Origin of the sequence: Neisseria flavescens (genome assembly GCF_005221285.1) — a bacterium.
GTDB classification, from domain to species: Bacteria; Pseudomonadota; Gammaproteobacteria; order Burkholderiales; family Neisseriaceae; genus Neisseria; species Neisseria flavescens.
This window is the reverse complement of record NZ_CP039886.1, coordinates 912855-938686: the sequence shown is the minus strand read 5'-3', so window position 1 is coordinate 938686 and position 25832 is coordinate 912855. Positions and strand designations below refer to the sequence as shown.

27 protein-coding genes and 1 pseudogene are annotated in these 25832 nt (G+C 48.3%); 11 read left to right on the top strand and 17 right to left on the bottom strand.

Annotated features, from left to right (window positions below; genetic code table 11):
- Positions 1-582 (top strand): superoxide dismutase, encoded by a 582-nt coding sequence (locus FAH67_RS04835; protein WP_003678975.1) that lies wholly within the window; start codon positions 1-3, stop codon positions 580-582.
- 223 nt (positions 583-805) lie between these two features.
- Positions 806-2347 carry an L-lactate MFS transporter gene (locus FAH67_RS04830; RefSeq protein ID WP_039863489.1) on the top strand — a complete coding sequence of 514 codons (1542 nt, stop codon included), beginning with the start codon at positions 806-808 and terminating at the stop codon, positions 2345-2347.
- 58 nt (positions 2348-2405) lie between these two features.
- On the opposite strand, the gene FAH67_RS04825 is transcribed toward FAH67_RS04830, so the two are convergent.
- From FAH67_RS04825 to cmk, 10 genes are all read right to left on the bottom strand, one after another.
- The gene (locus FAH67_RS04825) at positions 2406-3251 is read right to left on the bottom strand and encodes a DUF817 domain-containing protein (protein ID WP_003678979.1); all 846 of its coding nucleotides are present in this window, start codon (positions 3249-3251) and stop codon (positions 2406-2408) included.
- Between the two features lie 33 nt (positions 3252-3284).
- Entirely contained in the window at positions 3285-4550 is a 1266-nt protein-coding gene (ispG, locus tag FAH67_RS04820) for a flavodoxin-dependent (E)-4-hydroxy-3-methylbut-2-enyl-diphosphate synthase (protein ID WP_003678981.1), read from the bottom strand.
- A 1-nt stretch (position 4551) separates the two neighbouring features.
- A complete protein-coding gene (locus FAH67_RS04815) occupies positions 4552-5436 on the bottom strand; it encodes a helix-turn-helix domain-containing protein (RefSeq protein ID WP_003678983.1) in 885 nt (294 codons plus the stop codon).
- A complete protein-coding gene (gene pilW, locus FAH67_RS04810) occupies positions 5437-6192 on the bottom strand; it encodes a type IV pilus biogenesis/stability protein PilW (protein WP_003678984.1) in 756 nt (251 codons plus the stop codon).
- An 8-nt stretch (positions 6193-6200) separates the two neighbouring features.
- On the bottom strand, positions 6201-7289 hold the full coding sequence (gene rlmN / locus FAH67_RS04805) for a dual-specificity RNA methyltransferase RlmN (protein ID WP_039863490.1): 1089 nt from the start codon (positions 7287-7289) through the stop codon (positions 6201-6203).
- A gap of 167 nt (positions 7290-7456) precedes the next feature.
- Positions 7457-7882: a nucleoside-diphosphate kinase gene (gene ndk / locus FAH67_RS04800; RefSeq protein ID WP_003678986.1), complete on the bottom strand. Its 426-nt coding sequence runs from the start codon at positions 7880-7882 to the stop codon at positions 7457-7459.
- Positions 7883-7976: 94 nt separating this feature from the next.
- Positions 7977-9113, bottom strand: coding sequence for a cell division protein ZapE (gene zapE, locus FAH67_RS04795; RefSeq protein WP_039863491.1), 1137 nt, complete (start codon positions 9111-9113; stop codon positions 7977-7979).
- 260 nt (positions 9114-9373) lie between these two features.
- Positions 9374-9688: an integration host factor subunit beta gene (locus FAH67_RS04785; RefSeq protein ID WP_003678992.1), complete on the bottom strand. Its 315-nt coding sequence runs from the start codon at positions 9686-9688 to the stop codon at positions 9374-9376.
- A 10-nt stretch (positions 9689-9698) separates the two neighbouring features.
- Positions 9699-11384: a 30S ribosomal protein S1 gene (gene rpsA / locus FAH67_RS04780; RefSeq protein WP_003678994.1), complete on the bottom strand. Its 1686-nt coding sequence runs from the start codon at positions 11382-11384 to the stop codon at positions 9699-9701.
- Between the two features lie 155 nt (positions 11385-11539).
- Entirely contained in the window at positions 11540-12199 is a 660-nt protein-coding gene (gene cmk / locus FAH67_RS04775) for a (d)CMP kinase (protein ID WP_003678996.1), read from the bottom strand.
- A 216-nt stretch (positions 12200-12415) separates the two neighbouring features.
- Between cmk and ruvB the strand changes: the two genes are divergently transcribed.
- From ruvB to FAH67_RS04740, 7 genes are all read left to right on the top strand, one after another.
- Positions 12416-13447, top strand: coding sequence for a Holliday junction branch migration DNA helicase RuvB (gene ruvB / locus FAH67_RS04770; protein WP_003678998.1), 1032 nt, complete (start codon positions 12416-12418; stop codon positions 13445-13447).
- 122 nt (positions 13448-13569) lie between these two features.
- Positions 13570-15480 (top strand): ATP-binding cassette domain-containing protein, encoded by a 1911-nt coding sequence (locus tag FAH67_RS04765; protein ID WP_003678999.1) that lies wholly within the window; start codon positions 13570-13572, stop codon positions 15478-15480.
- 89 nt (positions 15481-15569) lie between these two features.
- The gene (locus FAH67_RS04760; protein ID WP_039863492.1) at positions 15570-16001 is read left to right on the top strand and encodes a type II toxin-antitoxin system RatA family toxin; all 432 of its coding nucleotides are present in this window, start codon (positions 15570-15572) and stop codon (positions 15999-16001) included.
- A complete protein-coding gene (locus tag FAH67_RS04755; protein ID WP_003679003.1) occupies positions 15994-16266 on the top strand; it encodes an RnfH family protein in 273 nt (90 codons plus the stop codon). Before FAH67_RS04760 ends, FAH67_RS04755 begins: the two co-directional genes overlap by 8 nt.
- Positions 16267-16320: 54 nt before the next feature.
- Complete coding sequence (gene pth / locus FAH67_RS04750) at positions 16321-16899, top strand: aminoacyl-tRNA hydrolase (RefSeq protein ID WP_003679004.1); 579 nt, start codon at positions 16321-16323, stop codon at positions 16897-16899.
- A 102-nt stretch (positions 16900-17001) separates the two neighbouring features.
- The gene (locus FAH67_RS04745) at positions 17002-17211 is read left to right on the top strand and encodes a hypothetical protein (protein WP_003679006.1); all 210 of its coding nucleotides are present in this window, start codon (positions 17002-17004) and stop codon (positions 17209-17211) included.
- Positions 17208-17576, top strand: a complete 369-nt coding sequence (locus FAH67_RS04740; RefSeq protein WP_003679008.1) for a VanZ family protein — start codon at positions 17208-17210, stop codon at positions 17574-17576. The genes FAH67_RS04745 and FAH67_RS04740 overlap by 4 nt, the downstream gene beginning before the upstream one ends.
- Before the next feature lie 104 nt (positions 17577-17680).
- Here FAH67_RS04740 and FAH67_RS04735 read toward each other — a convergent pair.
- The 7 genes and pseudogenes from FAH67_RS04735 to dapA form a co-directional block, all read right to left on the bottom strand.
- Positions 17681-17788 (bottom strand): annotated as a pseudogene (locus FAH67_RS04735) (opacity family porin); the annotation flags it as partial.
- A gap of 59 nt (positions 17789-17847) precedes the next feature.
- A complete protein-coding gene (gene hemW, locus FAH67_RS04730) occupies positions 17848-19023 on the bottom strand; it encodes a radical SAM family heme chaperone HemW (protein WP_003679011.1) in 1176 nt (391 codons plus the stop codon).
- 66 nt (positions 19024-19089) lie between these two features.
- Positions 19090-19599: a hypothetical protein gene (locus FAH67_RS04725; RefSeq protein ID WP_003679013.1), complete on the bottom strand. Its 510-nt coding sequence runs from the start codon at positions 19597-19599 to the stop codon at positions 19090-19092.
- 72 nt (positions 19600-19671) lie between these two features.
- Positions 19672-20265, bottom strand: a complete 594-nt coding sequence (rdgB, locus tag FAH67_RS04720) for an RdgB/HAM1 family non-canonical purine NTP pyrophosphatase (RefSeq protein WP_003679014.1) — start codon at positions 20263-20265, stop codon at positions 19672-19674.
- A gap of 9 nt (positions 20266-20274) precedes the next feature.
- A complete protein-coding gene (locus FAH67_RS04715) occupies positions 20275-20505 on the bottom strand; it encodes an NGO_0222 family membrane protein (RefSeq protein ID WP_003679018.1) in 231 nt (76 codons plus the stop codon).
- A 121-nt stretch (positions 20506-20626) separates the two neighbouring features.
- On the bottom strand, positions 20627-21712 hold the full coding sequence (gene bamC / locus FAH67_RS04710; protein ID WP_425271373.1) for an outer membrane protein assembly factor BamC: 1086 nt from the start codon (positions 21710-21712) through the stop codon (positions 20627-20629).
- A gap of 126 nt (positions 21713-21838) precedes the next feature.
- Positions 21839-22714: a 4-hydroxy-tetrahydrodipicolinate synthase gene (gene dapA / locus FAH67_RS04705; protein WP_003679022.1), complete on the bottom strand. Its 876-nt coding sequence runs from the start codon at positions 22712-22714 to the stop codon at positions 21839-21841.
- Between the two features lie 336 nt (positions 22715-23050).
- On the opposite strand from dapA, the gene FAH67_RS04700 reads away from it, so the two are divergent.
- Positions 23051-24442 carry a nucleobase:cation symporter-2 family protein gene (locus FAH67_RS04700; RefSeq protein ID WP_003679024.1) on the top strand — a complete coding sequence of 464 codons (1392 nt, stop codon included), beginning with the start codon at positions 23051-23053 and terminating at the stop codon, positions 24440-24442.
- Positions 24443-24558: 116 nt separating this feature from the next.
- Positions 24559-25701, top strand: a complete 1143-nt coding sequence (locus tag FAH67_RS04695) for a THUMP domain-containing class I SAM-dependent RNA methyltransferase (protein WP_003679026.1) — start codon at positions 24559-24561, stop codon at positions 25699-25701.
- Positions 25702-25832: the final 131 nt, after the last annotated feature.

Below are 25832 nucleotides of genomic sequence, written 5' to 3'. Positions count from 1 at the left end.
ATGGAACACAAGCTGCCACAATTGCCTTATGAACTGGATGCCTTGTCCCCTCATCTGACCAAAGAAACTTTGGAGTTCCACTACGGCAAACACCATCAAACCTACATCACCAATTTGAACAATCAAATCAAAGGCACTGAGTTTGAAGAAATGCCTTTGGAAGAAATCGTGAAAAAATCTTCCGGCGGTATGTTCAACAATGCTGCCCAAACTTGGAATCACACTTTCTACTGGCTGGGCTTTACCCCTAAAGGCCAAGGCAAACCTGTCGGCGAATTGGCTGCAGCCATCGACGCCAAATGGGGCAGCTTCGAGAAATTCCAAGAAGCGTTCAATGCTTGCGCGGCCGGTACTTTCGGCTCCGGTTGGGCATGGTTGGTGAAAACGCCTGCCGGTGAATTGGATCTGGTTTCTACTTCCAATGCAGGTACTCCGCTGACTACTGAAAACACTCCGCTGTTGACTTGCGACGTATGGGAACACGCCTACTACATCGACTATCGCAACAGCCGTCCTAACTACCTGAAAGGTTTCTGGGAAATCGTTAACTGGGATGAAGTTGCCAAACGCTTCGCCGCATAAAACGATATGAATGAAAAGGCCGTCTGAAGAATTTTCAGACGGCCTTTTTGTAGATACTGGTGTGATGAAATGGTTTAGATGAATGTTTTTTCTGTCTGATGCGCAAAATTATCATAGAGCAGAAAAAAGGATAAACGAGAGATTATGCTAAAATATTGTCAACAATTTTTTGATTCCGCATGATATGGAATCAGCGTTTGACACACATAGACAAGAGGATTTTATGAAATTTCTAGACCGTGAGGCGACCATTGCCAAACCCGGATTTAATCGTTGGCTGGTACCGCCCGCCGCTTTAGCCGTGCATCTTGCCATCGGGCAGATATACGCTTATTCCGTGTTCAATGCGCCGCTGACTAAGCTTATCGGTATCACTGAGTCGGCTGCAGGAGATTGGAAACTGACCACGGTCGGTTGGATTTTCAGCATTGCCTTGGCGATGTTGGGCGCGTCTGCGGCTATGTTCGGTACTTGGATGGAACGCGTTGGGCCGCGTAAGGCGATGTTCGTTGCTGCCTGCTGCTTTAGCTTGGGCTTTTTTGTGTCGGCTATCGGTGTCCATACGCACAATCTGTTTTTGCTTTATTTGGGCAACGGTGTGATTGGCGGAGTTGGTTTGGGCTTGGGTTATATCGGGCCTGTATCGACGCTAATGAAATGGTTTCCCGATAAACCGGGCATGGCGACAGGTTTGGCGATTATGGGTTTTGGTGGCGGCGCGATGTTGGCCTCGCCTTTATCCGTGTCGTTGATGAGTTTTTTCTCCAGTGAAACTTCGGTTGGCGTAGCGCAGGCTTTTGTCGTTTTAGGGTTGTTTTATCTGGTGTTGATGATGTTCGGCGCGTTTACCATCCGCATACCTGCCGATGGTTGGAAACCTAAAGGTTATGTTGCGCCGAAAATCAAAAGCAAATTGGTCAGCAGTAACCACGTCAATGTTTCCGAAGCCATGAAGACGCCGCAATTTTGGCTCTTGTTTTGGGTGTTATGTCTGAACGTGACGGCGGGTATTGGCGTTTTGGGTCAGGCTTCTGTCATGATTCAGGAGCTGTTTTCTGAAACTTCTGTCGGTAAACAGGCTGCCATTGGTGCGGGTGCGGCGGCAGGTTTTGTGAGCCTGTTGAGCCTGTTTAATATGGGCGGCCGTTTTTTGTGGTCCAGCGTGTCCGACAAAATTGGGCGTAAAAATACGTATACCATTTTCTTTGTGCTCGGCTCGCTATTGTATTTTGCCATTCCGTCAATTGGCGAGAGCGGTAACAAGGCTTTGTTTGTTATTGGGTTCTGCGTCATCATTTCCATGTATGGCGGCGGTTTCGCAGCGATTCCGGCGTATCTGAAGGATTTGTTCGGCACTTATCAAGTTGGTGCAATCCACGGCAGGATTTTGCTGGCATGGTCAACTGCGGCCGTTATTGGCCCGGTGTTGGTCAACTATATCCGCCAAAGTCAAATTGAAAGCGGCGTTCCGGCTGCCGAGGCTTATAGCATTACCATGTACATCATGGCAGGTTTGTTGATTGTCGGTTTGTTGTGTAATTTGAGTGTCCGTTCGGTTCACGAAAAGCATCACGAAAAAGATATTAAGGTCGCGGCACATAGCGGCAACCCCGATGATGAAACCGCTGTATCCGATGCCTATCTGATCAGCAAGAAAGTATCAGTGGGTGGTATCGGCGTATGGTGGCGCTGGGCTTTGGTCTGTATCCCTTTGTGCTATGGTGTCATTATGGTGTTTGTTAAAGCATTAAGTTTGTTTAATTGATTGTTGAAAATTAAAGGCCGTCTGAAAGTTTCAGACGGCCTTTTCAAATGTTAAATAACTAATCTTTCGATACGCTGATGGTATGTTTGATGTGTTTTAAATTCGCAACGATGGTAAAAGTCATCATCACCAGTAAAGCCCATGAACTCCATTTGCTGATGTGTACCGATGCCCATGCGCCGATTTGGTTGGGATAGCGCCAAACGCCGAATAGGGTTCCCAAATTTTCCGCCAGCCAAATAAAAAATCCGATCAGGACGAAAGCGAGCAGGAGCGGCATTTTGCGAGTGGTGTCATAGGGCGTGTATAAGACCGTTGTCCGGGCGTATAGGCCGAGAGCAAAAGCAGCGAGATACCAGCGATAGTCGCCGATATAGTGATGGGTGAAAAAATTGATATAAATCGCCAGTGCGCACAAAGTGCCCAACCAATACGGCGGATGGCTTTTGATTTTGAGGTCAAACAGCCGCCATGCTTGAATGATATAGCTGCCGACTGCGGCATACATAAAGCCCGCAAACAGCGGTACGCCGCCGATTTTGGTATAAGCCTCATCAGGATAGCTCCAAGACTGGATATCGCCTGATGTCTTGAACCACTCTAAAGCAAAGCCCACCAAGTGAAACAGCGTAATCGATTTCACTTCATCCCAAGTTTCCAGCTTGAAATACAGCATGGCTGCTTGTACGGAGATGGCAAAAATCAGCAGCAGGTCGTAGCGCGAAATCCCCAACCAGCCTGTTTTCGGAACGAGGAACATGGCAATGAAAAACAAGCCTGCAAATAAGCAGGCTCGTGCTTCTTTCAAACCAAAAAACCAAAATTCAACGATAAAGCGTCGCCAACCATGCAAATCCTTGCGTTTGGGGTGCTCAGTCAGCCAAGTATCCAGTTTGCCCAACATATTTTCAGACGGCCTCTTTATCTTGAAAATGTTTTAGGCAGATTGAATCGGAATGACGCGGTTTTGCTTACGCTTTGCGCCACCTTCGCAGTAGTTGGTTTTAACATAATCTTCAACGATTTGTAAAAACTCGGCAGCGATATTGTCGCCTTTGAGAGTGACTTTCCGTTCGCCGTCTACATAAACCGGCGCAACCGGAGTTTCGCCTGTACCGGGTAGGCTGATACCGATATCGGCAAGCTTGCTCTCGCCCGGACCATTTACCACGCAACCCATTACAGCGACGTTCAATGATTCAACGCCTGGATATTCAGTGCGCCAAACAGCCATTTTCTGACGTAAATAGTTTTGTACGTCTTGAGCCAACTCTTGAAATACGGTACTGGTGGTACGGCCGCAACCCGGGCAGGCTGTAACCATTGGCGTAAAGGAGCGCAAGCCCATGGTCTGCAGGATTTCCTGACCGACAATGACTTCTTGTGTGCGTGGGGAGCCGGGTTCGGGCGTAAGGGAAATTCGAATGGTGTCGCCGATACCTTCTTGCAACAATACGGACAAAGCTGCTGTGGAAGCCACAATGCCCTTGCTGCCCATGCCTGCTTCAGTCAGACCGAGATGGAGCGGGTAACGGCAACGGCTGCCTAATTCGCGGTAAACCTGAATCAAGTCTTGTACGGCGCTGACCTTGCACGACAAAATGATTTTGTCTTCGGGTAAGCCCAAAGCCACGGCTTTTTCTGCCGATTCCAGCGCCGAAACAATCAAAGCCTCTTTCATGATTTCTTCAGGCGGCTTCGGTGTGGCAGAAGCTAGGTTGGCATCCATCATGCGCTTGGCAAGGCTTTGATCAAGCGAACCCCAGTTTACACCGATGCGTACGGCTTTATTGTTTTCTGCGGCAGTACGAATCATAAAGGCAAATTTTTCATCACCCTTTGCGCCTTTGCCGACATTGCCCGGGTTAATCCGATATTTGGCCAAGGCTTTGCCGCACTCAGGAAATTCGGCCAATAAGCGTTCGCCATTAAAATGGAAATCACCAATCAGGGGTGTGGTGTAGCCCATATCGTCTAAGCGGCTGCGGATTTCGGATACTTTGGAAGCCGCTTCAGGAGTATTGACTGTGATGCGGACCATTTCCGAGCCGGCATCGCTCAATTCTTTGACTTGTCGGGCAGTTGCTGCGGCATCTGCCGTATCCGTATTGGTCATGGATTGAACAAGAACGGGCGCCTCGGAGCCGATGATGAGGTGGTCAATTTTGACTTGATGTGTCTGACGGCGTTTAGGTGTGGTCATTTTAGTTTTTTCCTGCAACAAAAGAGGCGGATTTTTCACCGGCAACACGGTATTTCAAAGGTTCGATAGGTGTGCCGCCGTAATTGGCTTCCGAACCGGCTGCAATACCGATCCAAACATTGTAAGGCGCGCCACCTCTCAGACGTTGTTCGCTTCCGGCCGGAACGATACGGCTGAATACTACTTTTCCATCTTTGTCTGTAATAATCAGATTGCTTCGGTATTGGACTTTAATCCAAAGTTCGTCTTTCTCAACTTTGACGGCAGGCTTCTCTTCTTGAGCTACGGCAGAAGCTTCAGAAGCTGCTTGATCATTAGCCACTTCAGGCTTATTGGTTATTTCTTTTTTGCCGTCTTCCGTCATTTCGCTAACGGCAACATTATCCGTTTTTAAGGCAGGCGTTTTCATCGTATCAGCAACATCTTTGCTGTTTTGAATATTTGCCTGTTCGTTTTCAAAACTGGATTTACTTTGCCAAAAGTAAACACCGCCTACAGCCAAAGCCAATGCGGCTATCCCCAATATCCATTTTGGGAAGCCTTGTTTTTCAGTGTCTGTGTAGCTTAAGCCGGTGTTGGCGCTGCGTGTTACCGCGTATACATGGTCTTCAAGTTGCGGAGTAATAGAGAGCAAATGTTTGGCGATGGTTTGTTCGTCGATTTTTAGAAATCGTGCATATGAACGCAAATAGCCTGAAACAAAGACTAAACCGGGAAAGCCTGAATATTCCCCTTTTTCCAAAGCATCAATTTGTTCGGTAGACAGTTTCAAACGTGAAGCAACATCTTGAATATCGATTTTGGCATCAGTTCTGTGTTTGCGTAATTCATCCCCCAATGTTTTGGCGGCTTGTGTGTCGTAGTTGATTTTATCGTTATTTTCCATTTAGTGGCCCGTTGTGACAGTTTGTAGTTCGTCTGAATAGGGGAAGTTTGCCCTAAGTTGGGCTTCGTATTCGTATGCGGCGTGTTTATTGCCCAAGGCGGTAGCCAAACGCCAGCCTAAAAGCAAATCGTCAGCCTGCAGGACATCAACTTTGCTTTGGTATTGGCGGAAATAATAGTCGGCATCGTTCAGACTTCCTGCCATCATTTTGGTTCGGGCAAGTTCTTTGAAAGCAGGGAAGAATTGCGGATTCGCTGCTAAAGACCTTTCCAAATAGGCTTGGGCTAAAGAGTATTGGCCTAACCTTGCACTGCAAATGCCTTTATTCATATTGGCAATAAAGGGGCTTGGGTAGGTCGGGTCGGCCAGTGCTTTGTCAAAATAAGCCAAAGATTCGGCCAGTGCATTCATTTGATTGCACAAGAACCAACCGTAGTTGTTGTTGACTTCTGCACTATCAGGTTTTAAAGACAATGCTTTAAGAAAGCTTTCCTGAGCTTTGTCTTTGACTTTCAAATACTGATAAATCTCGGCGCGTACCAACCAAGCAAGGTCATTTTTTGAATTGGACTTAAGCGCCTCTTCGATACTTTCAGTAGCTTGGCGGTAGTTTTGGCCGCGCATATATTCCACAGCCAGTTGGGTTTTGATATTAGAAACTTGAATGGCACGTTCTTTAGGGCTTGGGCCGGAAGAGGAAGCGCAGGCAGAAAGAGTCAGTGCGGTAAGTAAAGCGAATCCGAACTTGATTTTCATAATTAACCTTATTGTTCGACTAAAATCTGTTGCCATTTTTGTTGGCGACGTGTTTTATCTTGTACTTGTCCGGCCAGTTGTCCGCAAGCGGCATCGATATCGTCGCCGCGGGTTTTGCGGACAGTAACGACAAAGCCGACTTGTTGCAGAATATCGCGGAAAACACGGATATTTTCATTGGTAGAACGTTCGTAGCCGGAATTTGGGAAAGGATTGAACGGAATCAGATTGAATTTGCAGGGTACGTCTTTAACCAATTCAATCAACTCACGCGCATGTTGTGCTTTATCGTTGATACCGTCGAGCATAACGTATTCAAAAGTAATAAAGTCACGGGGTGCTTTGACCAAATAACGTTGGCAGGCCGCCATCAATTCTTTGAGCGGGTATTTTTTGTTGAGAGGAACAATCTGATCGCGCACTTCATCGTTAGATGCGTGTAAAGATACAGCCAAAGCAACAGGCATTGCATCACGCAGTCTATCCATTTGTGGAACCATGCCCGAAGTGGAAACAGTCACGCGGCGGCGGCTCAAGCCGTAGCCGTGATCATCCAGCATAATGCTCAAAGCGGTAACAACATTGTCAAAGTTTGCCATGGGTTCGCCCATGCCCATCATCACAACGTTGGAGATAACGCGTTCGTTTTTAGGGGTAACGCCCATGGCTTTATTGGCCCACCAAAGCTGACCGATGATTTCAGCGGCAGTCAGGTTGCGGTTGAAACCTTGTCGACCGGTAGAACAGAAGGTACATTCCAATGCGCAACCTACTTGGGAAGAGATACACAAAGTTCCGCGTTCAGCTTCGGGAATGAAGACGGTTTCTACACCGTTGCCCGTGCCGACATCCAGCAACCATTTGCGTGTACCATCCGTAGATTCTTGTGCCATCATTAATTTAGGCACTTCGATTGTGGCTTGTTCATTCAACTTGGCGCGCAATGATTTGGCCAAATCAGTCATTTCTTCAAAGTTTTGTGCACCCGCTTGATGCATCCAACGCATTACCTGCTTGGCACGAAAAGGCTTTTCGCCCATTTCGGCAAAGTGTTGCGTTAGTCCGTTTAAATCGTAATTCAGTAGATTGGTTTTCATGTATTTTATGTTTCTCAGGAAAGCTTTTAAAGCAAAGGGGCTTATTGGGCAGCTTTGCTTTAAAAGCCTTTGGGTTTTCAGACGGCCTTTAATTTGTAGGACATACAAAGCAGTTTTGCCGTCCGATATGAATCGGACGGCCGTAAAGCGGCTACAGGCTTTTATTCTTAGCGTGGGCAGATTTCGCTTTGGCTGAAGAAGTAAGCAATTTCAATTGCAGCATTTTCAACGCTGTCAGAACCATGTACGGCATTAACACTGACAGATTCTGCAAAGTCGGCACGGATTGTGCCAGGAGCTGCATCGGATGGATTGGTTGCGCCCATCAGTTCACGATTTTTGGCAACGGCGTTTTCACCTTCTAATACTTGAATCATGACAGGATTGCGAGTCATGAATTTAACCAAGTCTTCATAAAAAGGGCGGTCTTTGTGTACGGCATAAAATTCTTTTGCTTCACGCTCAGAGAGATGTTTCATTTTTGCCGCAATAATGCGCAAGCCGTTTTCTTCAAAGCGGCTGTAAATCTTGCCGATGACGTTTTTTTCTACTGCATCGGGTTTGATGATGGAAATCGTACGTTCGATGGCCATGTTATGTCCTTGTTTTTATTGAAAGGTAAGTTGTCGTAGCCAAGAGGCGAGGGAGGTGTATTCTACCAAATTTCTCCCCTTTTTGGGAAAGGCATTATTTGCTTAAAGTCAGGTGTGGTTGTTCCAAATAGACTTCAGATTGCATTTCGATCATACGGCTGGCTGTACGGGTAAATTCTTCGGCAAAATCGCCTTCAATGTAAATATCGTTTACGCCAACTGCGCTGGTGGCGCACAGCTTCACACGGAAATCGTATAAAACGTCAATTAACCATGTCAGACGGCGTGCTTCTGCTTTTTCTTGAGGGGTTAGGCGTTCTAATCCTGAAAGGAAAACCATCTCGTAATGTTCGGCTAAATACAAATAGTCTGCTTGTGAGCGCGGGCCAAAACATAATGCGCGGAAATCAAACCAGATGGCGCATTCTGACTGGGCTTTATGAGGAATTTCCCGTCCATGAATAATGCTGATACCTGGGTTTAATTCATAGATTCCGCTCATTTCTTTAAATAAAGCAGCGAGTTTTTGCTCGTTTTCTTCATTATTGGGAACAAAGAAAATTTCGGCAGGACGCAACGTACGCAAGCGGTAATCTTCACCGCCATCTACATTTAAAACGGTCAGGTTGGACTCGATAAGGGAGATGGTTGGCAGAAAGCTACTGCGGTTTTGGCCTTGAGGATAGAGTTCGGATGGGGCGTAGTTGGAAGTGGCTACCAAGACTACACCTTCACTCAGTAGGTTTTCCAGCAAACGGCCTAGAATCATGGCATCAGCAATATCACTGACGTGAAACTCGTCAAAACATAATACGCGTGTTTCTTTGGCAATTTCTGTTGCAACGGCTTTTAAGGGATTGGCTTCGCTTTTCAAGACTTTAAGGCGTTGATGGATTTCGGCCATGAAGGCATGGAAATGCACGCGACGCTTGCGACGATAAGGGAGGCAGCCGAAAAAAGCATCCATCAAAAAGCTTTTACCGCGTCCTACGCCGCCATAAAAATAGAGTCCTTTAGGTACTTGGGGGGAGCGCAAGCTACGGCCGAGAAAACGGTTGCGTTTGCGTTTGAACATCATCAGCTCGGTCCACAAACGATCCAAATATTCAATGGCTCGCGCTTGAGCTTCGTCGCGGATAAAGTTGGGCTGTTCGGCTGCAGCTTGATACCAAGTCAATGGGCTGTGGTTTTCAAACGGAGGTGGTGTGAATAGTTGGTCTCTATTACTCATGTGTAACCTTTATTATGCTTTGCTGGCGATAGTTGAAACATCATCCGCAATAGTTTGGACAGTAGTTGGAATGATGTTTTCATTACAGAATAGTCGGTCTATTATAAATGATTTCAGACGGCCTGCGTTTTTTGCAAAGGCATTGTAGTAAATATAGTTGAAATAGTGTGCGATTAAGGTATGCGTGAAAAGAGCCGGCTTTGGTATTTCTTGCGAAAACAAAAAAACGCCGCATTTCTGCGGCGTTTTGCTACTAAGTATTAATGAGCACTTTCTTGCAATGCCAAGTCTACACGCTCACGCAACTCTTTACCCGGTTTGAAGTGAGGAACATGCTTTTCAGGCACTTCCACACGTTCGCCGGTTTTCGGGTTGCGCCCGATACGGGCAGGGCGGTGGTTCAAATCGAAGCTGCCGAAGCCGCGGATTTCGATACGTTGTCCGCGAGCCAGTGAGCGGGTCATGGTATCAACCAAGACTTTTACACTGTATTCGACATCTTTAGCCAGCAGTTGGTTGCCATTTTTTTCGGCAAACACTTCTGCAAGGCGAACCATCAATTCAGACTTCGTCATGTCTGCAACCTTATTCTTGGTCGCCGGACAGTTTGGCTTTCAGCAAGTCGCCCAAGCTGGTAGTACCGGCATTGGCAGTTGCAGCAGCATTAACTGAATTCAGCGCTTCGCGGTTTTCTTTAGCGTCTTTCGCTTTAACAGACAGACGGATGCTGCGGTTTTTGCGGTCAACGGTAACGATAACTGCTTCAACTTCGTCGCCTTCTTTCAGTTTGGTAGTCAGGTCTTCAACGCGGTCAGCGGCGAATTCGGAAGCAGGCAGGTAGCCTTCAACTTCTTCAGACAGAGCGACTACGGCACCTTTGGCGTCAACAGATTTCACAGAACCTTTAACTAAAGAACCTTTGTCGTTTACGCTGATGAAGTTGCCGAACGGATCACCTTCCAGTTGTTTGATACCCAAAGAGATGCGTTCTTTTTCAACGTCGATTGCCAATACAACGGCTTCAACTTCTTCGCCTTTTTTGTATTTGCGTACAGCTTCTTCGCCGGCTTCAGTCCAAGACAGGTCGGACAAGTGAACCAGACCGTCGATACCGCCAGGCAGACCTACGAATACGCCGAAGTCAGTGATAGATTTAACTGCGCCGGAGATTTTGTCGCCTTTGTTGTGGTTGGCGGCAAATTCTTCCCAAGGGTTAGCTTGGCATTGTTTCATACCCAAAGAGATACGGCGGCGGTCTTCGTCGATTTCCAGAATCATGACTTCAACTTCGTCACCCAGTTGAACAACTTTGCTTGGGTGTACGTTTTTGTTGGTCCAATCCATTTCGGAAACGTGTACCAAACCTTCGATGCCTTGTTCGATTTCAACGAACGCACCGTAGTCGGTCAGGTTGGATACTTTACCGAACAGGCGGGTACCTTGTGGGTAACGACGGGTCAGGCCGCTCCAAGGATCTTCGCCCAGTTGTTTCATACCCAGAGAAACGCGTTGTTTGTCTTGGTCGAATTTCAGGACTTTAGCTTCTACTTCTTGACCAACTTCCAAAACTTCGCTTGGGTGTTTCACACGGCGCCATGCCAAGTCGGTGATGTGCAACAGACCGTCGATACCGCCCAAGTCAACGAATGCACCGTAATCGGTGATGTTTTTAACGATACCTTTGATAACTGAACCTTCTTGCAGGTTTTCCAGCAGGGCTTTGCGTTCTTCGCCCAAAGTAGCTTCCAGAACAGCGCGGCGGGACACAACAACGTTGTTGCGTTTTTTGTCCAGTTTGATCACTTTGAATTCAATTTCTTTGCCTTCGAAGTGAGAAGTGTCTTTTACAGGACGTACATCAACCAAAGAACCCGGCAGGAATGCGCGGATGCTGTTGATCATAACAGTCAGACCACCTTTGACTTTGCCATTGATAACGCCGGACAGGATGTCGCCGTTTTCCATAGCTTCTTCCAAAGCGATCCAGTCGGCAGCGCGTTTGGCTTTTTCGCGGGACAGTTTGGTTTCGCCGAAGCCGTTTTCAACAGATTCGATGGTAACGGTAACGAAATCGCCAACTTTAACTTCAATCTCGCCCTGAGCGTTTTTGAATTCAGCAACATCAATCAGAGATTCTGATTTCAGACCTGCGTTAACGGTAACGAAGTTTTGATCGATGCCGACTACTTCGGCAGTAATCACTTCACCTGGGTTCATCTCTTGCAGGGTAAAGCTTTCTTCCAGCAGCTGGGCAAAATTTTCCATAGTCATATATACTCTTTTCGGTACACCGCCAAGGGGTGCGGGTTAGGTTTGAAATGACCTGCCGTCCTTGGCGCGGCAGGTCGGGAAATGTTTTCAGACGGCCTTGTTTATAGGGTTAATAGGCCGTCTGAAATGAAAACTTCGCGATTATACTCCAAATTTTAAACTTTATGATACCAATCAAGCACTTTTTTTACAGCTTCTTCGATAGAAAGGTTATCGGTATCTAAAAGCAGGGCGTCGGGCAGCTGTTTCAACGGAGCAACAGGGCGGCGGCGGTCTGCTTCATCGCGAGCTTCAATGTCCGACAAAATACGCTCGAATGCAACGCCTTCGCATGGGATGCCGAGTTGTTTGGCACGGCGTTGGGCGCGGACATTGGCACTTGCGGTCAGGAAAATTTTTAATGCGGCATCAGGGAAAATAACCGAGCCGATATCGCGGCCGTCGGCGACCAAGCCTTTTTCGGTTAGGAAGTCGCGTTGGCGTTGCAAAAGGGCGGTACGCACTTTAGGCAACTGCGCGACGGCAGATGCGCCCATGCCGATTGCTTCGGTACGGATTTGCTCGGATACATCTTCGCCGTTTAATAATACGACGTTGCCTTCAAATTGTGCGGGTAAAGTTTCTGCCAGTGTGCTGACGGCATCTTCATCTGTCCAGGCAACATTTTGTTTTTGTGCGTAAAGTGCGGTCAGGCGGTAAAGCGCACCGGAGTCTAGGTAAAGAAAACCCAAAGCTTCGGCTACGCGTGAGGCAACCGTCCCTTTACCGGATGCGCTGGGGCCGTCGATGGCAATGACTTTTTGCTTGAGGCTCATGTGTTCTCCTGAATGCGATAGGTATTTGAATTAACCGTTTATTATACGTTGCTTTGGCCGCCTGAAAACGAAAATTTTTGTGTGATTTAGATTTAAGGGAAAAGTGGCTCGGCCTTATCGGGTATAATGGCCAAAATCATAATTTAACCGCTTTGTCTGATTGTTCGGGCCGTCTGAAACAACGGGTCGGGAACGGTCTTAGAATTTAGAAACATTATGTTACAAACCGATAATCTTACTTCTGCACAACCTCAGCGCATTATCACTGCTCAAAATATTTCCGCTCAGGAGGAATTGCTTGAACGCGCTTTACGTCCGAAAACTTTAGACGACTATATCGGGCAGGATAAGGCAAAAGAGCAGTTGGCCATTTTTATTCAGGCGGCGAAAAAACGTGGCGAAGCGCTTGACCACACTTTGCTGTTTGGCCCTCCGGGTTTGGGCAAAACTACTTTGGCACATATTATCGCCAAAGAGTTAGGCGTTAATTTGCGCCAAACCAGCGGCCCGGTTTTGGAACGTGCAGGCGACCTTGCGGCGTTGTTGACCAATCTTGAGCCGCATGATGTGCTGTTTATCGATGAAATCCACCGTTTAAGCCCTGTGGTTGAAGAAATTCTTTATCCTGCGCTTGAAGATTATCAGTTGGACATCATGATAGGCGAGGGGCCGGCCGCGCGTTCGGTCAAAATCGATTTGCCGCCGTTTACATTGGTAGGCGCGACGACCCGTGCCGGTATGCTGACCAATCCTTTGCGCGACCGTTTTGGTATCGTGTCCCGATTAGAGTTTTATCAAAACAAAGATTTGGCGACTATTGTTGCCCGTTCTGCCCAGTTGTTGCAGTTGGATATGGGCGACGAGGGTGCGATGGAAGTGGCCAAGCGCAGCCGCGGCACACCGCGTATTGCCAACCGCCTTTTGCGACGTGTGCGCGATTATGCCGATGTGAAAAACAACGGCGTCATTGATGCGGAAATTGCCGATGCAGCCTTGAGTATGCTGGATGTGGACGTGCAAGGTTTGGATGTGATGGATAGGAAATTCCTTGAGGCGATTTTACACAAATTCAGCGGCGGTCCTGTCGGTTTGGAAAACGTGGCTGCTGCGATTGGCGAATCGACCGATACCATCGAAGATGTGATTGAGCCCTATCTGATTCAGCAGGGTTTTTTGCAGCGTACACCGCGCGGACGCGTAGCAACCGAACGAGCCTATCTGCATTTCGGTTTGAAGGTTCAAGAATAATGATGAAGGCCGTCTGAAAACTGCTTTCAGACGGCCTGATACTTTCAATTTCATATGATTGTCGGCAAATATCTGCCGATAATCGGTTAAAATGTCCCCCTTTTCTTTTTTGAAGTTTCTCCATGAATATCTTATCCGTAGAAAACGCTTCCTTTGCCGTCGGCCATGTTGCCCTGCTCGACAAAACTTCCTTCCAACTCGACAGCGGCGAAAAAGTCGGCTTAATCGGCCGCAACGGTGCGGGTAAGTCTTCGTTTTTAAAAATCCTCGCCGGCGTGCAAAAGCTCGACGACGGACAGATTATTGTTCAAAACAACCTCAAAATCGTTTATGTGCCTCAGGAATCGTTTTTCGACAAAGAAGCCACCGTATTTGATACCGTTGCCGAAGGTTTGGGTGAAATCCGCGATTTATTGCGCCGTTATCATCACGTCAGCCATGATTTGGAACACAATTCAGACGGCGTTTTATTAAAAGAACTCAACGAATTGCAACTCGAAATCGAAGCGAAGGACGGCTGGAAACTGGATGCGGCGGTGAAGCAGACTTTGGGCGAACTCGGTTTGCCGGAAAACGAAAAAATCGGCAACCTCTCCGGCGGTCAGAAAAAGCGCGTCGCCTTGGCGCAGGCTTGGGTGCAGAAGCCCGATGTATTGCTGCTGGACGAACCGACCAACCATTTGGACATCGACGCGATTATTTGGTTGGAAAACCTGCTCAAAGCGTTTGAAGGCAGCTTGGTTGTGATTACCCACGACCGCCGTTTTTTGGACAATATCGCCACGCGCATCGTCGAACTCGACCGAGGTATTTTGCGTTCCTATCCCGGCTCGTTCTCCAAATACAGCGAGAAAAAAGCGCAGGAATTGGCGGTTGAAGCGGAACACAACCGCCTGTTTGACAAATTCCACGCGCAGGAAGAAGCGTGGATACGCAAAGGCATCGAAGCGCGCCGCACCCGCAACGAAGGCCGCGTGCGCCGTTTGGAAGAGCTGCGCCGCCAACGCGCCGAACGCCGCAATGTGCAGGGACAGGTCAACTTCAAGCTCGACAGCGGCGAGAAAAGCGGCAAAATCATCGCCGAATTGGAACACGCTTCGTTTGCCTATGGCGACAAAGTCATTATGGACAAATTCTCCGCGATTTTGCAGCGCGGCGATAAAATCGGCCTAATCGGCCCCAACGGTATCGGCAAAACCACATTTTTAAAACTGATTTTGGGCGAACTCAACCCGACTTACGGCAGAATCCGTATCGGCAGTAAGCAGGAAGTTGCCTATTTCGACCAATTCCGCAGCGCGTTGAACGAAAACGACACCGTGTTTTACACGCTCGGTCAAGGCAACGATTACGTCGAAGTCGGCGGTAAAAAAAAGCATGTGATGAGCTATTTGGAAGATTTCCTGTTCCATCCTGCCCGCGCGCAAAGCCCCGTTTCATCACTCTCCGGCGGCGAACGCAACCGCCTTTTGCTGGCGAAACTCTTTACCCGTCCCGCCAATATTTTGGTTTTGGACGAACCAACCAACGACTTGGACATCGACACCCAAGAGTTGCTCGAAGACCTGTTGCGCGACTACCAAGGCACGGTATTCCTCGTCTCGCACGACCGTATGTTCTTGGATAATGTGATTACCCAAAGCATTGTTTTCGAAGGACAAGGTCGTCTGAAAGAATACATTGGCGGCTATCAGGACTATATCGACGCAAAATCACGCGAAGAAAAAATTCAGACGGCATCCGCACCCAAAGCATCCAATGCCGAACCCGCCAAAGAAAAACCCAAAGCCAACCGCACGGTCAAACTTTCCTACAAAGAACAGCGCGAACTCGATGCCCTGCCCGACGAAATCGCAACTTTGGAAACCGAGCAGGCTGAAATCAATACCCGGCTTTCCGATCCTGAAATTTTCAAAGATTACGAAAAAGCAGGTGCGTTACAAAGCAGGGCTGAAGAAATTGAAATGCTGCTTTTGGAAAAACTGGAACGCTGGGAATGGCTGGAAGCGAAACAAAATGGAGAAGCGGTTTAAATTAGGAATTTTGTCCCAAAGTAGGGCAGATATTTTTCTAAATCATGCCGTCTGAACCCCGAATATTCAAAAACAAGGTCTACAACAACATGAAAAAAGTCGAGAAAAACGTATTGGTGCTGCATAGCGCTAAGGAAATGTTTGAGCTGGTGGACAAAGTTGAGGACTATCCAAAATTTTTGCCGTGGTACAGCAAGACCGAAGTTATCGAACGCAAAGGCAATGAGCTAAAAGCGCGCCTGTTTATGGACTATATGCGCGTCAAACAGTCGTTTGCGACGCACAACTACAATATCCCGGGGCAGGAAATCCGCATGGATTTGCTCGAAGGGCCGTTTAAAACCCTGCGCGGCACTTGGAAATTTATCGACTTGGGCGATGATATGTGCAAAGTCGAATTCAGATTAGAATACGATTTTTCCAATGCCGTACTCTCTGCCATGATTTCCCCAGTATTCGGCCATCTTGCCGGTACGTTGGTGGATGCTTTTATTAAAGAGGCCGACCGCCGCTATGCTTGAGATTGAAATTGTTTACGGACTGGCCGATAGGCAAGTATTGAAGAGCATGACCGTTGCTGAAGGTACAACCGTACGCGAAGCTGCCCTGCAAAGCAGTTTGGAAGTGGAGTTCCCAGAGTTGGATTTACAGCAAGCGCCTTTGGGTATTTTCGGCAAGGCCGTGAAAGATGAGACAGCGTTGCGCGATGGCGATCGGATTGAGGTTTATCGTCCATTGTTGATTGATCCGAAAGAAGCGAGACGTAAACGCGCAGGGCAAGAATAAATCAAAGGCCGTCTGAAACTTTTTCAGACGGCCTGTCAAACTGAAAGAACAGTAATGAGCTTGAAAATTAAATTAATCGTCGGTTTGGGCAATCCAGGCCAAGAATACGAACAAACGCGCCACAATGTCGGCTTTTGGCTATTGGACGAACTGGCGTGGAAATGGAAAGTCAATTTTAAAGACGAAAAGAAATTTTACGGCGAAGTAGCGCGCGCCACTACGCCTGATGGCGATGTTTGGCTGCTCAAACCCATGACCTTTATGAACCGCTCCGGTCAGGCAGTCGCCGCTTTGGCTCAGTTTTACAAAATCAAGCCGGAGGAAATCTTGGTGGTTCATGATGAGCTGGATATTCCATGCGGCCGTATCAAATTCAAACTTGGCGGCGGCAACGGCGGACACAACGGCCTCAAAGACATTCAGGCTCGTTTGGGTACGCCCAATTTCTACCGCCTGCGCTTAGGCATTGATCACCCTGGCGACCGTAATTTGGTTGTCGGTTATGTGTTGAATAAACCGTCGGTGGAACACAGGCAGCAAATTGATGATTCCATTGCCAAATCCCTGCAAGGATTGCCGGCCGTGTTGAATGGTGAATGGGAAGAGGCAACACGTTTTTTACACAGTAAGTAAGCGTACCCGAATCAAACAGGCAACCTTGCGCATCATGTTCAGACGGCCTGAAAACAGGCAGTGCGTCTGAATAGCGATAAACCAATCAAAGAAACAGTAAATATGAACGAACTGACCAGCCTTATTCAGACTGAAGCCCTAGGCATTGTTGGCGAAACATTAGACTTCTGCCTTTACGAATGCAGTATTGAAGATGCCCCGGATGCAGAAGAAGTGGCACAATGGCGTGATATTTTGAAGGCGCGGGGTGGGAAATTTGTCCGTTTGGCAGGTATTTGCCAAACATGGCTGGATGAAGAGGCTGACAAATGAAAGCCTTGCCATTAAACAAATTTACTGCCGCTGCCTGTATTTGGTTTGCCGCCGCCATTTATGCCTTACTTTTCAAAGAGGGCGGCAATAGCGCTCCACCATTTCCCTATTTTGATAAAGTCGGCCATTTTGGGCTGTTTTTCGGTCAGGCATGGCTGTGTGCAAAAATATTTATTCAAGACAATAGGAATATTCCCTATAAAGGCATTCTGTTTGCCGCTTTATTGTTTGCAATAGGAAGCGAGCTGGCTCAGGCATTTCTAACTGCTACGCGCCAAGGTTCGATCGCGGACGGTATTGCCGATATGGCAGGTACGGCTGTGGCGCTGTGGTTTGCAGAAAAAGTTAAAGCAGCAAAAAGTTAGACATATTTAAAGAAGCTAAAAGGCCGTCTGAAATCCTGAGAAATAGGTTTCAGACGGCCTTTTGTTACTTGATGCATGAGGCAATTATTGCTTTATGACAAGAATTAGAATGTTACGCGTACACCGGCAGATACTTCGTGAGTATGGAACTTAATGCTATTCATTTTGCCCCAATGGTTATAGCGATAGCCTGCATCCAAGGCAACGTTTTGTATTTTCTTGTCGTAAATTAAGCAAATCTAAAAATGTTTCAACTGTTGTAAAAAAGCACTTATAAAAAACACTGTAACAAGTCGTTTAAGAACAGACGGCCTTGTTCGGTCGGGCGGAATACGGTCGGGTCTGATTCAAGCAGGCCTTTTTGTCTGGCGGTTTCTATTTGTGCCATGATTTTTGCAGTGGGTACGCCGGTACGTTCTTGCAGCATTGCGGCAGGTACGCCGTCGGTCAGGCGCAGGGCGTTCATCATGAACTCGAATGGAAGGTCTTTGGCAGCAACGGTTTTGCGTTCAACTGCTTCATGCGGATTGCTTTGCATGGCGGCAAGATAGTCGTTGGGATGACGACGGCGGACAGTTCGTTCGATACGGTCAGGATAGGAAATTTTGCCGTGCGCGCCCGCACCTATGCCCAAGTAATCGCCGAACTGCCAATAGTTCAAATTATGGCGGCACTGCATACCAGGTTTTGCAAAAGCCGATGTTTCATAGTGAATAAAGTCTGCGCCTTCCAATGCGCCGTGTACGGCATCTTCAATATCCAATGCGGCTTCATCTTGCGGTAATCCTTTGGGCGGCGTATGACCGAAAGGCGTGTTCGGTTCCATTGTCAGATGATATGCGCTGATATGAGATACGCCTGTTGCGATAGCGGTTTGCACATCGTTTAAGGCCGTCTGAACCGTTTGGTTTGGCAGGGCATACATCAAATCGATATTGACTTTATCAAATAATTTCAATGCGGTATCAATGGCTGTCAGGGCTTCTTTACCATTGTGAACGCGTCCCAATCGAGCAAGCATATCGTCGTTAAAACTCTGTACGCCGATAGACAGACGCGTAATACCAGCGTCTTTAAATCCTTGAAACTTCTCAATTTCAAATGTCCCGGGGTTTGCTTCCAAAGTAATTTCCGCTTCGGGTTGCAAACGCAACAGCGAACGCACGCCACTTAACAAACGGTCAATCGACTCTGCTTGAAACAGACTAGGTGTACCGCCGCCGAAAAATATGGTTTCCACCGGCCTGCCCCAAATATTGGGCAATTCAAGCTGCAGGTCGGTGAATAGGGCATCGATATAGGCTTCTTCCGGCAGGCCGTTTTTCAGGCTGTGGGAATTGAAGTCGCAATACGGGCATTTTTTGATGCACCACGGGATATGGATATAGAGCGACAGTGGCGGCAGGGCGGTGAGCTGTCCGGCTTGGGGGAATGTGATTTTGGTCATGGGTTGTTTTGGGTTTTGAGGCCGTCTGAAAACATGGAATACATTTTCAGACGGCCTGTTACGGGTTTATAAATGCTTGCGGATCTGGCGGCTGATAAACGGTGCGCCGAAAATCAGGAGGATGCCGATCAAGGTTTGGACGATGGCGGCAAGCGTGGTGGCTTTGTCTTGGTTCGTCATCGTGGTCCAGATGTCGCCCACCGAGGCGGTGATACCGTTTTGGGCGATTTGGTAAAAACTATACAGGTAAGTCAGGTCGGCCAGCGCGAGGGATAGGGAGTAAAAGCCGATTAAAATCAGACCTGTGGTTAACCAAGGGGCAGGGTTTTTGGGCAATTCTTGCGGCTTTTGATGGATTTCGGGCAGGAGGAAATTGGCGGTCGTGGCGGGAAAAAACCATAAAAACAACCACACTATGCTGTAAAAACCGAATACGCCCAGTATTTCTGAGACGGGAAACCTGATGTCGTTGTCGGACGCGAAATCCATCAGGGGAATGGCGGTTGACAGTGTTTTGACTATCCAAATGATGACGGTCAGGCGGATGGCGACAATCAGGATTTGTTTAGGGGACATGGGTTTCCTTTCATAATGTAGTGGTTAGGCCGTCTGAAAAAACGTTTTGGGGTTTCAGATGGCCTGTATACTTTATAAGGCTTCAATTTTTCTCAACAATTCCCGCAATGCCTGCCCCCTGTGGCTTTCGGCATTTTTGATTTCAGGATCAAGCTCGGCGGCGGTGCAACCGTGTTCGGCCAGATAGAAATGCGGGTCGTAGCCGAAGCCGTTTGTACCGGCTGCCTCGGCCTGCCATTGTCCGCGCCAGATACCTTCTGCGATGATGGGCTGCGGGTCGTTTTCGTGGCGGACGAGGACGAGTACGCAGACGTAGTAGCAGCTTTTGTCGTCTTTATCGGCAAGATCGTTGGAGAGTTTGGCGTTGTTTGCGGCATCGGATTTGGGGTTTTCGCCTGCATAACGTGCGGAGAAAATACCGGGTGCGCCGTTTAAGGCGTTGGTGCAAATGCCGGAGTCGTCGGCAAGTGCCGGTAAGCCGCTGTATTTGGCGGCATGACGTGCTTTAGCCAGGGCATTTTCAACAAAGGTATGGTACGGCTCGGGGCATTCGGGCGTATTGAATTGCGATTGCGGCAGGACTTCGATGTTTAAGTCGGCAAAGAGGCGGGAAAATTCTTTGAGTTTACCTGCGTTGCCACTGGCAAGGACGATTTTTTCAAACATGGTTTTTCCTTAATGGTTTTCGGTTTGCTGCATACGAGCCATTTGCGCGCGTGCTTTGTGGCGGATGTAAAGGGCAAGGCTGCCGATTTGGGCAAAAACGGCTGCAAAGGCAAATAGAAAGGCGGCAACGGCAAATTGTTTGCTGTGAATGCTCAGAAGATAAGCGCCCAACAGAATCAGTACGATAAACATCAGGGTAAACAGGGCAGTCAGGAGCAGATAGGCTTTTTGTCGGGTCATGGCAGCTTGGGTAAGGGGGAAAATGTTCTGATTATAACGTCAGATTGGGAATTTGAAACTATGCCGTATTCGTTAAAAAGGCCGTCTGAATATTTCAGACGGCCTTAAGTCGAATAACGGATTAACGCAATTCTGTGTGCAGGCGGCTCAACAATGTGGAGGCATCGCTGCCTTTGTATGGGCTGCCGTCTTTGTTCAACAGATGGAGGCGTGCGCCATTGTTGATAGGCTCAACATAAACGATGATTTCAGGATACGTTTTTGGCGCTTCTGCTTTGCCTTTGCCAAATACGCGTTTGAACAGGCCCGGTTTTTTATTGGCAACTGCTTCGCCTTCGGTTGGCGCTTGTTGAACCAAGAAAGCGCGACGTTCGGCATTTTGACCGATAACAGTCAGGCCGATGCGGTCAAGCGCAAGGGCGGTACGACGCCAGTTGCGGCTGTAATCGCCTGCCAGCAACAGAGTGCCGTTGTCCACACGCGCCAACTCAGAAGCATTGCTGCGGGCGGCAACGCTTTGGGTCAGAGCCTGTTCGGCTTGCTGATCGTCAACGCCCAAATATTGCATAAAGCGGGCGAGGAATGCGGCTTCGAGGTTAGGGTCGTTTTCACCCGGCTGCCACATCGTAGTGTCTTTTTTACGGTCGGCATAAACTTCTTTCATGCCTTTGTGGGCGAAGAAGATGTCGGTCGAACCGTTTTTACCTTGTTCGATGCGGATGATGAACTTGTCGCGTTCGCTGGTAGAATAGATGCCACCCAAGCCGACTTTATCCAACAGGCGGCGCAGGCTGTCTTGAGGGATTTTGGCTCGGTTTTCAGCCCACTCGGTTTCCATTTGGCCGATGGCAGGTTCTTCAGATTTGATGTCAAAACCGTTTTCTTGCCAGAACACTTTCAGCAAAGGCCAAATTTCGCGAGGAGATTTGCCTTCGACAACCAACCAGCGTTGGTTGCCGTCACGCTCAAGGCGTACGCCTTTAACGGATTTCAAGACTTCTGCATTGGCAGGTTGTTGTACGGCTTGAGTGCGGCGTTTATTGAAGTCGCTGGCGCGGACGGCGCCGCTGCCTGCCGGTAATTGATAGAGGTTGCCTTGGTCTGGGTTGTTCAAATCAGGTGGTACTTCCAGTTTGACCAAGCGGTGTGATTGACTTTGATAGTCGAGTTTGGGTTGTTCTTTTTTGCTGCCGGAACAGGCAGTCATGCTAATCAGGGCGAGGGCTACTACGATGGGTTTGATATAGGTCATCTTGTTTTCCTGTGGATGAAGTTCTTAACAGGGAGGCCGTCTGAAAAGGGTGTTTGGGATTCAGACGGCCTTATTTTCGGATCAGATTTGTCCTGATTTTTCCAGAGCGGCTCGGACTTTGGCTTGACCGGCTTCGGTCAGTGCTACCAAAGGCAGACGAACATGGGGTTCGCATTTGCCCAATAAGCTCAGACCCCATTTGGGCGCGGCTGGGCTGGGCTCGCAGAACATGGTGTTATAAATTGGGATAAGTTGCTCGTTTAGACGACGGGCGGTCGCAATATCGCCCTCAAGGGCGGCTCGGCACATGTCGGCAAAGAGTTTCGGTGCAACGTTGGCTGCGACGGTTACCACGCCATGACCGCCACACAGCATGAAAGGCAGGCCGGTAGAGTCGTCGCCGGATAAAACGGCAAAACCTTCAGGAGCGCTGTTGATCAATTCGATGTTGTTGCCGATATTGCCGCTGGCTTCTTTCACACCAACGATATTCGGAATTTCGGCCAAACGTAAAATAGTGTCATTGCTCATGCTGACGACGGTACGGCCGGGAACATTATAGATAACCATCGGAATCGAAGTGGCTTCGGCGATGGCTTTGAAATGTTGGTAAATGCCTTCTTGCGAAGGTTTGTTGTAGTAGGGAACAACAGATAAGGTGTAGTCCGCACCGGCTTGCTCGGCGGCTTTGGAAAGGGCGATGGCTTCGACAGTATTGTTGGCGCCTGTGCCGGCGATAACGGGAACGCGCTTGTTGACGTGTTTGACAGTGGCTTCAATAACGGCCAAATGTTCTTCGACAGGCAGGGTGGCTGACTCGCCGGTGGTGCCGACTGCGACGATGCCGTCGGTGCCGTTTTCAATGTGCCAGTCGATTAAGTCATGAAGTTGTTCGTAGTTGATGCTGCCGTCTTGATTCATCGGAGTAATCAGGGCAACCAGACTGCCTTTTAACATACGGAAACCTTTAATTTTATGGTGTGGGTGAATTATGCAGTGGATTGTAGCTTACTTTGTTGTTTGTGTGAAACATATCCGCTAAGCGGCTTTGACGTTTAATGGTGACTTGTCATTATCTTAATGAATAATACATTTTTAAATCATTGGTTTGTTTGTTTTGAGATGGAAAAATGATGTCAAGAATTAAAATGTGTTAAGGCGGTTTGAGGCCGTCTGAAAACGGTTGGGCGGAACTTTCAGACGGCCTGATGGTTTTGAATTTGCTGATACATTTCAAATTGGTTAAAATACGCATCTTAATATTTTTTAACGATTCTTGAGAGAAGGTTCAACATGGCCGGAATGACAGAAAAACAGGCGGAATCGCTTGATTTGGTTTATGGTTTGGAAGATAAGCCGCCGTTTGGAAATGCGTTGTTGAGTGCGGTTACGCACCTTCTGGCGATTTTTGTTCCGATGATTACTCCGGCACTGATTGTCGGCGGAGCATTGGAGTTGCCGGTTGAAATGACGGCTTATTTGGTGTCGATGGCGATGGTGGCTTCCGGTGTCGGTACTTATTTGCAGGTCAACCGTTTTGGACCGGTCGGTTCGGGCATGTTGTCGATTCAGTCGGTCAACTTCTCTTTTGTTACCGTGATGATTGCACTCGGTACCGGCATGAAAGAGGGCGGTTTGACTGAAGATGCGATGATTTCAACGCTTTTGGGCGTGTCCTTTGTCGGTGCGTTTTTGGTGTGCTTCTCCGCTTGGCTTTTGCCTTATTTGAAAAAAGTGATTACGCCGACGGTAAGCGGCGTGGTCGTCATGCTGATCGGCTTGAGCTTGGTACATGTCGGCATTACCGATTTCGGCGGCGGCTTCGGTGCGAAAGCAGACGGTACGTTCGGCTCGATGGAAAACTTGGGTTTGGCATCGCTGGTGTTGCTGATTGTATTGGTTTTCAACTGCTTGAAAAATCCATTGCTGCGTATGAGCGGTATCGCGGTGGGTTTGATTGTCGGTTATATTGTTGCGCTGTTTTTGGGCAAAGTGGATTTTTCCGCCCTGCAAAACCTGCCTCTGATTACTCTGCCTGTGCCGTTTAAATATGGTTTTGCATTTGATTGGCACGCGTTTATCGTTGCCGGTGCGATTTTCTTGTTGAGCGTATTTGAGGCGGTAGGCGATTTGACGGCGACTGCGATGGTCTCCGAGCAGCCGATTGAGGGTGAGGAATATACCAAACGACTGCGCGGCGGCGTATTGGCAGATGGTTTGGTGTCTGTGATTGCGACTGCGTTGGGCTCTTTGCCTTTGACCACTTTTGCGCAAAACAACGGCGTGATTCAAATGACCGGCGTGGCTTCACGCCATGTGGGCAAATATATTGCGGCAATTTTGGTATTGCTGGGTTTGTTCCCTGTCATCGGCCGCGCGTTTACCACGATTCCGAGTCCGGTTTTGGGTGGCGCGATGGTGTTGATGTTTGGTCTGATTGCGATTGCTGGTGTGCGGATTTTGGTCAGCCACGGTATTCGCCGTCGTGAAGCAGTCATTGCGGCTACTTCTGTCGGTTTGGGTTTGGGCGTGGCGTTTGAGCCGGAAGTGTTCAAAAACCTGCCGGTATTGTTCCAAAACTCAATTTCAGCCGGCGGTATTATGGCGGTATTGTTGAACTTGGTGTTGCCGGAAGATAAAACCGATAAAGCGGTTAAGGTTGAAACCGACAGTTTGGATCACTAAGCAAGCTTTGTTCAAAGGCCGTCTGAAGTTTCAGACGGCCTTTGGTTTTTCGGCTATAATATTGTTTTTATTTGTTATCCGAGTGGTTCGGATAGCTCTACCCGGAAAGGTTTTATATGACGGTTTATTCACTTTTTATCACTTGTCCTCGCGGTTTGGAAGCGCCTTTGACGCAGGAACTCGAAAACATGGCATGTCAGGATATCCGCGCTGTTGACGGCGGTGTGGCATGTAAAGGCACGATGGAGCAGGTGTATCGCATCAACCTGCATTCGCGCGTTGCCAGCCGTGTTTTGCTGCGTTTGACCAAAGGCGGTTATCGCAACGAACACGATATCTACAAACTGGCACGAAATCTGCATTGGACAGGTTGGTTTAAGCTGGAGCAGACCTTTAAAGTTAAAGTCGAAGGCAAACGCGCCAATGTGAAAAGCTTGGATTTTGTCGGTTTGAAAATCAAAGATGCCGTCTGCGATGCCTTCCGCGATATTTATGATGCGCGTCCGAGCGTGGGCAAAATCAACCCCGATATCCGCATTCATGCCTTTATCGATGAGCGCAATGTGGAAATCTTTATCGATACTTCCGGTGAAGCACTCTTCAAACGCGGCTATCGTCAGGATACCGGCGAAGCGCCATTGAGAGAGAATTTGGCGGCAGGTTTGCTGCTTTTGGCAGGCTATGACGGTACGCAGCCTTTCCAAGACCCGTTTTGCGGCAGCGGTACGATTGCCATCGAGGCTGCATGGATTGCGACACACCGTGCGCCAGGTTTGATGCGCCGTTTCGGTTTTGAAAAACTGCAAAACTTCGACAAAGAAAAATGGCAAGCTCTGCGCCGTGAGGCTGAAAAACAAATCAAACCGGCCGCTGCGCCTATTTCCGGCAGCGACAACGACCGTTATATGATTCGTGCCGCATTGGCCAATGCCCAAGCCGCCGAAGTGGATAACTTCATCCGCTTTGACGTGCAAGATGCGCAGGCCGCGCGGCCAAACGGCGAACACGGCATTATGGTTTCCAATCCGCCTTATGGCGTGCGCCTTGCCGAAATTCAGGCTTTACAGGCGCTTTATCCTCAACTGGGCACATGGTTGAAACAGCATTACGCAGGCTGGCTTGCCGGAATGTTGACCGGCGATCGCGATATGCCGAAATTTATGCGCCTTTCTCCGAAGCGTAAAATTCCATTGTTCAATGGCAACTTGGATTGCCGATTGTTTTTGATGGATATGGTTAAAGGCTCGAATCGGGGCTAAAACCTGAAATAGAGGCCGTCTGAAAGATGATTTCAGACGGCCTTTTTTGTTTTATTTAGATAGACTTTGCTATAACGGAGTTTGCTTTTCTTATTTTAATTTCAGGCCGTCTGAATCGTGTTCAGACAGCC